The organism is Luteibacter sp. 621 (assembly GCF_050435445.1).
In the GTDB taxonomy this organism is placed as follows: Bacteria; Pseudomonadota; Gammaproteobacteria; order Xanthomonadales; family Rhodanobacteraceae; genus Luteibacter.
The window spans coordinates 13,410-26,527 of sequence record NZ_JBNDKI010000007.1 but is presented as its reverse complement, the minus strand read 5'-3'; the positions used below and the strand labels follow the sequence as shown (position 1 = coordinate 26,527).

8 protein-coding genes are annotated in these 13,118 nt (G+C 65.1%); 4 read left to right on the top strand and 4 right to left on the bottom strand.

What is annotated here, in order from left to right:
- Window positions 1-54: 54 nt before the first annotated feature.
- The 4 genes from ABIE56_RS09595 (at window position 55) to ABIE56_RS09580 (ending at window position 5,759) form a co-directional block, all read left to right on the top strand.
- Window positions 55-2,229, top strand: a complete 2,175-nt coding sequence (locus ABIE56_RS09595) for a primosomal protein N' (RefSeq protein WP_429243588.1) — start codon at window positions 55-57, stop codon at window positions 2,227-2,229.
- Window positions 2,230-2,317: 88 nt separating this feature from the next.
- On the top strand, window positions 2,318-3,274 hold the full coding sequence (tal, locus tag ABIE56_RS09590) for a transaldolase (protein WP_429243587.1): 957 nt from the start codon (window positions 2,318-2,320) through the stop codon (window positions 3,272-3,274).
- A gap of 190 nt (window positions 3,275-3,464) precedes the next feature.
- Complete coding sequence (locus tag ABIE56_RS09585; protein WP_429243586.1) at window positions 3,465-4,181, top strand: TylF/MycF/NovP-related O-methyltransferase; 717 nt, start codon at window positions 3,465-3,467, stop codon at window positions 4,179-4,181.
- Window positions 4,182-4,316: 135 nt separating this feature from the next.
- The gene (locus tag ABIE56_RS09580) at window positions 4,317-5,759 is read left to right on the top strand and encodes a serine hydrolase domain-containing protein (RefSeq protein ID WP_429243585.1); all 1,443 of its coding nucleotides are present in this window, start codon (window positions 4,317-4,319) and stop codon (window positions 5,757-5,759) included.
- Between the two features lie 10 nt (window positions 5,760-5,769).
- On the opposite strand, the gene ABIE56_RS09575 is transcribed toward ABIE56_RS09580, so the two are convergent.
- From ABIE56_RS09575 to ABIE56_RS09560, 4 genes are all read right to left on the bottom strand, one after another.
- Window positions 5,770-7,167 (bottom strand): coniferyl aldehyde dehydrogenase, encoded by a 1,398-nt coding sequence (locus ABIE56_RS09575; protein WP_429243584.1) that lies wholly within the window; start codon window positions 7,165-7,167, stop codon window positions 5,770-5,772.
- 105 nt (window positions 7,168-7,272) lie between these two features.
- Window positions 7,273-8,703: an efflux transporter outer membrane subunit gene (locus tag ABIE56_RS09570; protein ID WP_429243583.1), complete on the bottom strand. Its 1,431-nt coding sequence runs from the start codon at window positions 8,701-8,703 to the stop codon at window positions 7,273-7,275.
- Window positions 8,690-9,862 (bottom strand): efflux RND transporter periplasmic adaptor subunit, encoded by a 1,173-nt coding sequence (locus ABIE56_RS09565; RefSeq protein WP_429243582.1) that lies wholly within the window; start codon window positions 9,860-9,862, stop codon window positions 8,690-8,692. The genes ABIE56_RS09570 and ABIE56_RS09565 overlap by 14 nt, the downstream gene beginning before the upstream one ends.
- Window positions 9,852-13,055: an efflux RND transporter permease subunit gene (locus tag ABIE56_RS09560; protein ID WP_429243581.1), complete on the bottom strand. Its 3,204-nt coding sequence runs from the start codon at window positions 13,053-13,055 to the stop codon at window positions 9,852-9,854. Before ABIE56_RS09560 ends, ABIE56_RS09565 begins: the two co-directional genes overlap by 11 nt.
- Between the last annotated feature and the right edge of the window lie 63 nt (window positions 13,056-13,118).

Here is a 13,118-nt window from a genome sequence, read left to right as displayed (position 1 = left end):
GATGGTTAATCATTGACCAGCGAAATCGCTGGACCCCGTTAAACTAGGCCTCGCATGACATCCGTTCTTCGCGTCGCCCTACCCGTCCCGCTGCTCACCCTTTTCGACTACCTGCCGCCCCTGGCCGGGGTCGCCGGGGCGGGTTCGCGTGTGCGCGTCCCCTTCGGGCGAGGCGAGATGGTGGGTATCGTGGTCGACCCGGCGGCCGAGGCCGCGGTGGGGGTAAAACGGCTGAAGCGCGCCAGCGAGGTGCTGGACGAGTCCCCGCTGCTCGATGCCGAATTGATGGCCACCCTTGGCTGGGCCGCGGATTACTGGGCGGGTGCGCCAGGCGAGGCGTTCGCCAACGCACTGCCGCTTGCCCTCCGCGAACCGAAGCCGCTGCCACCGACCGGGCGCGAGGTATGGGCGCTGACCCAGGCCGGCCGTGCCGCCCACGATGCGCGCAGCCGCAAGGGCGGCTCGGCCGCGTTGCTAGCGGCACTGCATGAGGGTCCGCGGGCCGCCGACGAACTGGGGTTTGCCCTGCCAGACTGGCGCGCGGCCGCCCGCCGCCTGATCGACGCCGGCCTGGTGGAGAAGCTCGAGCTTAAGGAAGGCACATTACCTGCCACGCCAGCGCCGGGCCCCGCGCTCAGTGACGAGCAGGCAGCCGCCGTCGAGGGCATCGCCGAGGGCATGGGCACCTTCCAGCCCTACCTGCTGGATGGCGTAACCGGCAGCGGCAAGACCGAGGTATACCTCGCGCTGATCGAACAAGCGCTGGCAGCGGGCAAGCAGACGCTCTTGCTGGTACCGGAGATCGGTCTGGCCCCGCAAACGGTTCGGCGCCTGCGCGAACGCCTGGGCATCGCCATCGAGGTGCTGCACTCCAACCTGGCCGAGGGTGACCGTGCCCGCGCCTGGCTGCGCGCCCGCGATGGCAGCGCCCGGGTCGTGATCGGCACGCGCTCGGCGGTGTTCACCCCCTTGCCGGCGGCGGGCCTGATCATCGTCGATGAAGAACACGACGCTTCCTATAAGCAACAGGAAGGGTTCCGCTACCACGCCCGCGACCTGGCGCTGGTGCGCGCCCGGGCCCATGGCGTGCCGGTCGTGCTGGGCTCGGCAACGCCCTCGCTGGAGAGCCTCGCGAACGTCGATGCGGGGCGTTACAAGCGGCTGGTGCTGCGCGGCCGCCCTGGCGCGTCACAGCCCACCCGCGTGCAGATCGTGGACATGCGCGCGCAGCGCCTGGACCACGGCCTCTCGCCCACGCTGGTGAACGCCGTGGCGGCTTGCGTTGGCCGCGGCGAGCAAGCCCTGGTGTTCCGTAACCGCCGTGGTTACGCGCCGGTACTGCTCTGTTACGACTGCGGGTGGCATGCCGATTGCCCTCGCTGCGAGCGGCCCATGACCCTGCATGCCGGGCGCCGCCGGCTCATCTGCCATCACTGCGACAACACCGAAGCGCAGCCGTCCGCCTGCCCCGCCTGCGGCTCGGCCAACCTCAGCCCGCAGGGCCAGGGCACCGAGCGCCTGGAAGAAGCCCTTACCGAGCGCTTCCCCGAGGTACCGGTCGTCCGTATCGATCGCGAGACGACGCGACGCCGCGAAGCGTTCGGCGAAATCCTGGACGGTCTGCGCGAGGACAAGCCAGCCATCCTGGTCGGCACGCAAATGCTTGCGAAGGGCCACGATCTGCCGAACCTTACGCTCGTAGCGATCGTGGGCGTGGATGAAGGCCTGCACAGCGTCGATTTCCGCGCCAGCGAGCGCCTTGCGCAGCTGGTGGTGCAGGTCGCCGGCCGTGCAGGCCGCGCATCGCGCCCCGGCAGCGTACTGCTGCAAACCCACCACCCGGACCACCCCATGCTGCACGGCCTGCTGCGCGGGGGGTACGCCACCGTCGCAACCGAGCTCCTGGCCGAACGCCGCCTGCTCGAGCTGCCGCCGTTTTCGCACCAGGTGCTGCTGCGGGCGGATGCCCACGGCCGTGCGGAGGTGGACGCCTTCCTCCACGACGCGCACATGGCCATCGGCGAACCCGGCGACCTGCGCCTGTCTGGCCCCATGCCCGCCCCCATGCCCCTGCGTGCCGGGCGGTTCCGTGGCCAGCTGCTCGTGGAGGCGGCGACGCGCGCACGCCTGCACGCGTTCCTGCGGCCCTGGCAGCATGCCCTGGCGGCGCTGCCATCGGCCCGCAAGGTACGCTGGTCCCTTGATGTGGACCCCATCGACCTATATTGAACATGGCAACCGATACCATCGGATGCCTACCCCCGCTGCCACCATGGCGCGACAATCTTTTTCCCCACAGGTAACGGAAGCTGCAAACGTGACCAGCCAACTCGAACAACTGCGCAAAGTAACCAAGGTCGTCGCCGATACGGGCGATATGTCGGCCATGAAGACCTTCAAGCCGGAGGACGCGACCACCAACCCGTCCCTGCTGCTCAAGGCCGCCGGCATCCCCGAGTACGCCCCGTACATCGACGAGGCGGTGAAGTGGGCCAAGGAGCAGAGCAACGACCGCGCCCAGCAGCTGATCGATGCCGGCGACCGCCTGGCCGTGCTCGTGGGCCGCGAGATCCTGAAGATCGTCCCGGGCTACGTCTCCACCGAAGTGGATGCGCGCCTGTCGTTCGATGAAGAGGCTTCCATCGCCAAGGCCAAGCGCCTGCTCGGCATGTACAAGGATGTGGGCGTCGACCCGAAGCGCGTGTTGATCAAGCTTGCCTCCACCTGGGAAGGCATCAAGGCCGCCGAGAAGCTGCAGAAGGAAGGCATCAACTGCAACATGACGCTGCTCTTCAGCTTCGAGCAGGCCGTGGCTTGCGCTGAAGCCGGCGCATTCCTCATCTCGCCGTTCGTCGGCCGCATCTTCGACTGGTACGTCAAGAACACCGATACGAAGACCTACGCGCCGGCCGAAGACCCGGGCGTGAAGTCGGTGCAGCGCATCTACAAGTACTACAAGGATCACGGTTACAAGACGATCGTGATGGGCGCCAGCTTCCGCAACATCGGCCAGATCCAGGCCCTTGCCGGCTGCGACCGCCTCACCATCTCGCCGGACCTGCTCAAGCAGCTGGACGAGACCGATGGCGACCTGCCGCTGGCCCTGAAGGACACCGGCAAGAAGGATGAGCCGCCGAAGAACAAGATGACCGAAGCCCAGTTCCGCTGGGGCCACAACGAAGATGCGATGGCCACCGACAAGCTCGGCGAAGGCATCCGCAACTTCGCCAAGGACCAGCGCAAGCTCGAAGAGCTGCTCGGCGCCAAGCTGTAATTCGCCGCACGCCGGGCGACACAAAAAAGGGCCCTCGGGGCCCTTTTTTGCGCCTGTTGCCTGAGCGCGCCTGCGCGCGGTGCATCCCCGCCGCGACGCAACGCCTGCGCCCCACGCATAAACTTTTCCACCGCCCGCGGGCACACACCCAGTCGTGAACCACACGCTTCAGCCAGGGGAACACCGCGCCATGCCCACCGTATCGTCCACTACCCGCCCGCAACGCTGGCAGGACAAGCTCAAGCCCGGTGTGCTGCTGCGCGCCGCACTCGCGCGGCGCGGCTCCATGCAGGCCCACCTTGGCCCCGAATGGCATACGAACCTGCATGCTATCCACGAAACGCGTGAGATGACGGCGATCCTGCTCACCGATGCCGCCGCCCTGCAGATCATGGTCGCGGCCAAGGCGGCGCGCCGGCTGGGTGGCGTGATGGCGGAAGCCGGTGTGTTCATGGGTGGCAGCGCACGGCTGATCTGCGAGGTGAAGGCAGATAGCCAGCTGCACCTGTTCGATGTGTTCGAAACACAGCAGCGCGCGGTGGATGCCTCAGGATCCGAACTGCGCGCGCACTTTGGCACGGTGCACGGACACCTTGCGTCGGTCGAACGCCTTCTATCCCCCTACGCTGGCGTGCATTTTCATCCCGGCTTCTTTCCCGAGTCGACGATAGGCTTGCCCGACCACGCCTACAGCTTCGTGCACCTGGATATGGACCTCGTCTCCAGCACGAACGCTGCGCTGGACTACTTCCTGCCACGCATGCTCACGGGCGGCATCCTGATCGGTGATGACTATTACGACCCCGGCGTGCGCCAGTGCTTCGCCGAGCACTGCGGCCACGGCGGCTATACCCTGATGGAATTACCCTGGGGCCAGGCGATGGTGGTAAAGCACAGCCCCTTGTAGGAGCGTGCTTATGCGCGAGCCGGCGCTGCGGCGAGCACCCATCGCTCGCAAGCGCGCTCCTACAAGGGCGCAGCTAAACCCTTGGGCAGTGCGCGGCATCCAAACGCGATACCCGCTCACGACAAGGCGCGCCGCATGAAGACGAAAGGCCTGATGACGAGGCGCCACATGGCGCTCGCCATAGCGTTTGCCGCCCTGTCATCCACAGCCATCGTCGCGGCGCCCGACACCCACCGCCGCGAGGCCATCGAAAACGGCCTTCGCCCCAAGGTGGATATCGCGGGCGAAACACCTGTGCACTGGAGCGTCTACGAACGGATGCGCCGCTACGGCGTGCCCACCCTGTCAGTGGCGGTCATCGAGAACGGGCGTATCGCGTGGTCGGCTCGATATCGCAGCGAAGGTTCGGTGACCCTGCCCGCCGGCGACGAGCGCTTCCAGGCGGCCTCGCTGAGCAAAGGCGTTGCGGGCAGCCTCGCGGCACTTCTCGCGGAAAAGGGCACGCTGAACCTGGATGCGCCCGTGGATGCGTGCCTCGCTCCTGTGAAGCTACCGCCCGGCAAGCAGGATGCCACGCACCCGGTGACCTTACGGAACCTGCTTCACCACACCTCGGGCGCCACGGTGAACGGGTTTCCCGGCTATCCATCGGGCTCAGCCGTGCCCACGCCCGAACAGGTTGTGTCCGGCCAGCCGCCCGCCAACACGGCCGCCGTGACCATCGCCACGGTACCTGGCGACGCCTATGCGTACTCCGGCGGCGGCTACACCGTCGCCCAGATCGCGATCACGCATTGCGCGAAAACGCCCTTCGCCGAGCTCATGCAACGCTACGTTCTGGGTCCGGCAGGCATGAGGAACAGCACCTTTGCGCAACCGATCCCGCCCGGGCCACTTCACGCTACCGGCCACGCGGCCGACGGCGCCGACATACCGGGCGGCGCCCATACCTATCCCGAACTCGCCGCAGCGGGGCTTTGGACCACGCCCGAAGATCTCGCGCGCTGGCTCATCGCCATCCGCAACGCCGACCAGGGCCTGCCTTCGTTCCTGCCAAAAAAAGCGGCCGCGCAGCTGCTCACGCCGGGTATTCGTAACTACGGCCTTGGCGTGTTCGTGAGTGGCGAAGGCACGGCACGGCGCTTCATGCACGAAGGCGGTAACGCTGGCTTCAAAAGCAAATACGTTATGTTCCTCTCAAGCGGAACGGGCGTTGCGATCCTTACCGATAGCGATAACGGCACGCCACTCAACGTCGAGTTCACCAAGGCGGTGGCAGCGGCTTACGGATGGCCTGACTTCGCACCACGCGTCGTTGCGCGCGCAGCACTCGATAGCGAGGCCATGGAGAAGCGCGTCGGGCGCTATGTGATCGATGATGCAGCCTACGATGGCGACAGGTCGCTTGCCCTCATCCATGACCATGGCGCCTGGTTTCTCGAACTTCCCAACATCGGCAGGACGCCGCTCGTGCCGACAGGGCCAATGGTGTTCGTCGCGCCTGAAACGGGGTATGCGGTGACCGTCGATGAGGCGGGAGTGTTAACCGTTGGATCGATCAGGGCAAAGAAGGCCTGAAAGCGAATGCCTAGCGTTTTATTTTGAACGAAAGGAGGCGATCGATCGTCGTGCCGTAGGGTGGGCGGAGCATCGCGGTGATATCGAAGCGCGACTGCCGGTACACGGCGCGTGCGTGGCTGAAAGTGCGAAAGCCATCGAAGCCGTGGTAGGCGCCCATGCCAGAAGGACCGATACCGCCGAAGGGAAGGTTGTCCTGGGTGAGGTGTACGACGGTGTCGTTGAGCGTGACACCACCGGCCACGATGTTCGCGAGCACGTGTTCCTGATCGGCGCGACCGTTGCCGAAGTAATAGAGGCTCAACGGACGCGGGTGTGCGTTGACATAGGCAATCGCATCATCCAGCCGGCCATACGGCACGATGGGAAGGATGGGCCCGAAAATCTCCTCGCGCAGTACCAGCATATCTTCGTTTGCGTTGAGCACGACCGTCGGCGCCATGCGCCGTCTGTCTGGCGCCTCGTTCGATGGATTCAATTCACGAACCGTCGCACCTTTGTCGCGCGCATCGCGTAGGTAGCCTTCAAGGCGATCCCTGTGGCGGTCGTTGATGATCGATGTGTAATCGGCATTGCCGCGAAGCGTAGGAAACATCGCGCCTACATGCCGTTCAAGCGCTTCGACAAACGCATCCACGGATTCCTTCGGCACCAGTGCGTAGTCGGGCGCGACGCAGATCTGCCCCGCGTTGAGCGTCTTACCGAACAACAGCCGGCGCGCGGCAAGGTCAATGTCGGCATCTCGCCCGACGATCGCAGGTGACTTGCCGCCAAGCTCCAGCGTCAGCGGCACGAGGCTCTCCGCCGCGGCACGCATCACATGCTTCGCCACGGAGGTAGCGCCAGTAAACAGCAGGTGATCGAACGGCAACGCGGAAAATGCCTCGGCCACGCCCTGATCGCCAGTAACGACTGCCACTTCCGTTTCATCGAACGCCTTGGCCACCATGGCCTGCATCAACGCGGACGACCGTGGCGTAAATTCCGATGGCTTGATCATGGCGCGGTTTCCAGCCCCGAGAATACCGGCCAGTGGCGCGAAAGTGAGGTTGAACGGAAAGTTCCACGGCGCGATGACGCCCACGACGCCCTTGGGCTGGTAATCGACCCACGCTCGCGCACCGAGCAAAGCGAGCGGCGCGGGCGACACCCTGCGATAGTCGCGGCGCATCCAGCGGCGCACGTGGTGCTTTGCGTGCTTCAACGGTTCGATGGACGCGGCCACATCGCTTACCAGCGAACCCTGGCGTGAGCGATGGCCGAAGTCATCGCTCAGCGCATCGGCGATATCGCTAGCGTGATCGACCAGCAGGCCGATGGCGCGGTCGAGGCGATCGATGCGGATAGCCGCAGGCGGCGTGCCGTCGCGGCGGTGGGCGGCTTGCTGGCGGGCGAGTAGGGTCTGCATGGGCCGATCATAGGCGACCTCATACGGTTGTAGGAGCGCGCTTGCGCGCGATGGAGGGTACGGCGAGCACCCATCGCGCGCGAGCGCGCTCCTACAAGGGGCGCTTTAGGAGGCCGCGGGGGCCTGCCAGCCGCCGCCGAGGGCGCGGATGAGGGCCACGCTGGCGCGGAGCTGGCGGGTTTCCAGATCGATCACGCTGCGGCGCGCGTCCAGCGCAGCCGTCTGCGCCTGCACCACATCAAGGTAGCCGACGGCACCCTCGCGGTAGCGGTTGAGCGACAGGTCCACCGAGCGCTGGGCGGCATCCGCCGCGGCGCGCTGGTCCGTCAGTGCTGAGCCAAGGTCACGCAGTAGCGTCAGGTTGTCTTCTACCTGGGCAAAGGCGTTCAGCACGACGTCGCGGTACTTTGCCCCTGCCTCATCCGTGGCGGCCTTGGCGGATTCCACGGCGGCCTTGCGGCGGCCACCATCGAAAACGTTCAGCAGCACCGTGGGGCCAAGCGCCCAGAAGCGGTTCGGTGCCGTGGCGATGTTCCCCCACTGGGCACTCTGCCAGCCACCCTGGCCATCCAGCGTGATCTGCGGGAAGAAGGCGGAACGCGCCACGCCAACACGCGCGTTGGCCGCGGCCGTGCGCCGTTCAGCTGCGGCGATATCCGGCCGGCGCTGCAAGAGCGCCGAAGGCACTTCCAGCGGAATGCTCGGCACCTTGACCGGATCGTCCTTCGTATCCAGCGCGAACGTCGATGCGCTGTCACCAACAAGTACGGCAATGGCGTGCAGTACGATGGCACGTTGCGCCTGGGCCTGCGTCAACTGCGATTTCGCATTCGAAAGCTGGGTCTGCGCCCTGGCAACATCCAGACCCGAGGCGATACCACCCTCGTGGCGTGACTGGGTCAGCTGCAATGCCTTCGAGAACGCATCAATGCTCTCGTTAAGCACTTTGATCTGACGATCCTGGCCGTTGAGCTGGAGGTAGCTGTCGGCAAGCTGCGCCTGCAGGCTTAATTGTGCCGCTGCGAGATCACCCGCCGCAGCGGCCTGCTCGGCCGTACCGGCGGCGACCGTGTCACGCACGCGCCCCCACAGATCCACCTCGTAATCGAGCTGTCCACCAAGCGTGTACGAGTTGTAGTACGCCGGTGATGTCGCACCACGCAGCGGCTTCGTGTCGGACTCGCGGTTGCGCGTGGCATTCGCGTTCAGGCCGAACGTCGGGAAGAGCCCGGCGCGGACCTGCGTCGTGAACGCTTCAGCTTCCTGGTAGTGGGCGTACGCCGCCGCGAGCGTGGCGTTGTTCTTCAGCAGTCGGCCCTGGAGATCATCAAGGCGCGTATCGCTATAGAGCGCCCACCAGGATGCGCGATCGAGGTGATCGGCAGGCTGCGCTTCCACCCACGGCGAGTTGGTGTTCGCGAACTGCGGGGCGACCGGCACCTCAGGCGTCTTGTACGTCGGCGCCATGGAACAGGCGGCAAGGCCTGCCGAAAGCAGCAGGCCCGACAGCAGCCGCAAGGGTTCACGCCTTGCCATTGCCGCCTTCCTTCTTCGCGGGGATCACGTGCACAGTATCGCCCGTGGCCAGGCCATCGGGCGGGCTCTCGATCAGGCGGTCACCGGCGGCGATACCCGAGGCTAGCTGCACGGTCTTACCAAAATCCTGGGCGATGATCACGTCCTTGAAGGTGACCTTATTCTGCGCATCAACCACGGCGACGCGCAGGCCGCTGCCGTCGTACACCAGTGCGCTGGCCGGCACGCGGAACAGTGCGGCGTTCGCCGGCAGGTCGAAGGTGACGCTGGCATAGCCGCCCGGGAGTAGCTGGCCGTCGTTGTTATCGACTGCCACCTGAACCAGCGTGGTGCCGCTGGCGGCGTTGATGGCCGAGGAGGTGGATTCCACCTTGCCTTCGAAGGTCTTACCCGGGTATTCCGGCACCGTGAGCTTCACTGTGGCGCCCTGCTTGATCGACGGCGCGTAGTTCTGCGGCACATTCACGTACATGCGAAGCTTGTGTGTATCGGAAACCACGAACAGTTCCTGGCCACCGCCACCGGCATTGATCAGTGCGCCGACATCGGTCTCGCGCGCCGTGACCACGCCGTCGAACGGCGCGACGAGCTTGGCGAAGCCCTTGGTGGCTTCAATTCGCTCGAGGTTGGCCTGGGCTGCCTGGGCCAGTGCGCGCTTCGCATCGTAATCGCCGCTCTTCTCGTCCACTTCCTGCTTGGACACCGAATCGGAATCACGCATGGCCTGCCAGCGCTTGGCCGTGGTCTGTGCCAGGGCTTCGTTGGCACGCGCACTGGCGAGATCCGCCTTGGCCTGCAGCAGCTGCTGGTCGAGGTCCGGCGTTTCGAGCTCACCCAGTACATCGCCGGCCTTTACCTTCTGGCCGATGTCGTACTTCCACGACTTCAGGTAACCGCTGGTGCGAGCGTAGATGGGTGCGCGGGCATACGCCTGCAGCCGACCTGGCAGGTTCAGGTCACCGCCACCCTGGCCGCCTTCAGGCGTGACCAGGGTAACGCTTGGGACAGCCTGCTCGTTGGTCCAGTCGCGCAGGTTGCGCGATTCGTTGGCGCGGGTGGCGACACCGGCGACGACGATGGCGAGCACCACGATGGCAGCAATGATGCCAGCCAGGCGGAGGCGGCGCGGCGGAGGGGTATGGAGCGTATCAGGCGACATGGACGGGTTCTCCGGAAGTGTTCGCCGGGGTTTTGGAGGTATGGCCGCGGCGGCCATGGACGATATTGAAGACCACCGGCACGAACAGCAGCGTGGCCGTGGTGGCGAAGATGAGGCCGCCGATGACGGCACGGCCGAGCGGTGCGTTCTGCTCGCCGCCCTCACCCATGCCCAGGGCCATCGGCAGCATGCCGATGATCATGGCCAGGGCGGTCATCAGCACCGGACGGAAGCGAACGAAGCCGCCCTCTGAGGCTGCGATGAAAGCATCACCGGTATCGGCAAGGCGCTCGCGGCAGAAGCTCACCACCAGGATGGAGTTCGCCGTGGCGACACCCATGCACATGATGGCGCCGGTAAGCGCGGGCACCGACAGCGTGGTGTGGGTGGCAAAAAGCATCCAGATGATGCCGGCGATAGCGGCGGGCAGCGCGGTGACGATCACGAACGGATCCGCCCACGACTGGAAGTTCACCACGATCAGCAGGTAGATCAGCACAATCGCGCCGAGCAGGCCGAGGATCAGGCCGGTGAATGCGCTGTTCATCGTCTGGACCTGGCCTAGCAACGCTGTGCTGGAGGCCTTCGGCAAGTCCTTCTTGTGGGCATCCAGAATCTTCTGGATATCGCCCGCCACGGCGCCCAGGTCGCGATCCTGCGTGGTGGCGAAGATCTCCACCATCGATTGGATGTTGTACTGGCTGGCCACCGTGCTGCTGGTAGTGCGGGTAAACGAGGCAAAGCCACCGAGGATCTGCGACCCGGCCGCACCGGTGCTGGGGCTGATCGGCACGTTGGCCAGGTCAGGCAGCGTATCGATGGCGTACTGCGGGGTCTGCATCACGATCGGGTACGACACACCGTTCTGCGGGTTCAGCCAGAAGGTCGGTGCGATCTGGCTGGAACCGGCGAGGTTCACGCCCAGGCTGTTGGTGACGTCACGCTCGGTGATGCCCACTTGCTGCGCGCGGCTGCGGTCCACATCCACATTGAAGGTGGGGCTGGCCTGCGACTGCTGGATGCGTGCATCGACGATGCCCGGCACGCGGCGGATCTCACGCAACAGCGTATTCGCGTACTTGAAGTTGGCTGCCACGTTAGGACCGCGGATCTGCAGATCGATGGGCGCGGGCGAACCGAAGTTCAGGATCTGACTGATGATGTCCGCGGGCGGGAACGAGAAGGTTGCGGTCGGGAACAGGCGCGGTAGCTTCTCGCGCATTTCGCGCACGTAATCCGCCGTCGGCTTATGGCCTTCTTTCAGCGAAATCTGCAGGTCGCCATCGGCCGAGCTCACGGTGCCGGTGTTGTTGTAGGTGTTGTTAATACCCGACGACGACAGGCCCATGTTGTCGACCACCGTACCCAGCTCATCAGCCGGGATGATGTTGCGGACTTCCTTGGTGACAGCGGCGAACAGATTGGCGGTTTCTTCCACGCGGGTGCCGACCGGTGCACGCACGTGCATCAGGATCTGGCCCGAGTCCACCGAGGGGAAGAAGTTGCGGCCCAGCATCGGCACCAGCGCGAACGACAGGATGACGAACGCCATGAAGCCGATGACGAACGGCTTGCTGTTGTGCAGCGCCATCTCGAGCAGGCCATGGTAACCCTGGCGCAGCGACTCGAAACGCTTTTCGAACCCGCGCTGGAAGCGCACCAGCGGGTTACGCGAGACCTTGCCATGCTCGCCGTGCGGATCATCCAGCGAATGCGGGTGCAGCAGGTACTTCGCCATCGTCGGCACCAGGGTACGCGACAAGATGAACGAACAGATCATGGCGAACATCACCGCCTCGGCCATCGGCACGAACAGGAAGCGGGCGACGCCATCGAGGAAGAACATCGGTACGAAGACGATACAAATGCACAGCAGCGATACGAAGGCCGGCGTCACGATCTGCGCCGCGCCGTCGAGGATCGCCGTCTCGACATCCTTGCCGTGTTCGAGATGCCAGTTGATGTTCTCGATAGTGACCGTGGCATCGTCGACCAGGATGCCCACCGCGAGCGCAAGGCCGCCCAGGGTCATGATGTTCAGTGTCTCGCCAAAGGCCGATAGCATCGCAATCGCACCAAGAATCGCCAGCGGGATCGAGGTGGCGATGATGACCGTCGAACGCCAGCTGCCGAGGAACAGCAGGATCATGAGGCTGGTGAGCGCGGCGGCAATGACGCCTTCGCGGGCCACGCCTGAAATCGCGCCACTGACAAACAGCGACTGGTCACCGATCGGGCTGATCTTCAGGTTCTCCGGCAGGGCATCCTTCATGCCCTTCACGCGATCCTTGATGCCCTGGATGATCGCGAGCGTGGAGGCCGAGCCGTTCTTCAGCACGGTCATCAGCACCGATCGGTTGCCGTCCACGTGCACGATATTGGTCTGCGGCGGCGAGCCATCGCGTACATGCGCCACATCGCGGATGAACACGGTGGCGCCATTGACGACCTTCACCGGCAGGTTGCCGAGCTCATCGACCACCGACGGTGAATTGTTGAGCTGCAGCGTGTACTCAAAATCACCGATTTTCTGCGTACCGACCGGCGTGATCAGGTTCTGCGCGGCCAGTGCGTTGGCCACGTCCTGCGCCGACAACCCGCGCGCCTGGAGCGCGGCCGGGTCGATATCAATCTGCACCTGGCGGGTCTTGCCGCCGAACGGGAACGGAATAGCCGCACCGGCCACCGAGGTGAGCTGCGGGCGGATGATATTCAGGCCAAGATCGGCCAGGTTCTGTTCGGTCAGGCCATCACCCGAAAGCGCGAGCTGGATGATCGGCACGGTGGAGGCGTTGTAATTCAGGATCAGCGGCGGCGTGGTGCCCGCCGGCAGCTGCTTCAACAGCGTCTGCGCCACGGCCGTCACCTGCGCGTTGGCGGTGCGGATATCGACGGTGGGCTGGAAGAAGATCTTGACGATACCGAAGCCGTTGATCGAGTTCGCCTCGATGTGCTCCACATCGTTCACGGTCGTGGTGAGCACGCGCTCGAACGGCGACGAGACGCGGCCGACCATCTGGTCGGGCGGCAGGCCGGTGTACTGCCACACCACGGCGATCACGGGGATCTTGATGTCGGGGAAGATGTCGGTCGGCGTACGCATAGCCGACAGCGGACCGATGATCAGGATCAGCAGGGCGAGGACGACGAAGGTATACGGCCGCGTGAGGGCGATCCGGACGATGCCAATCATGGGGGGACGGTTTCCGAGCGCGATGTTGCGTCGCGGCGAATTTTGCCCCCGCTGGTTCCTGCG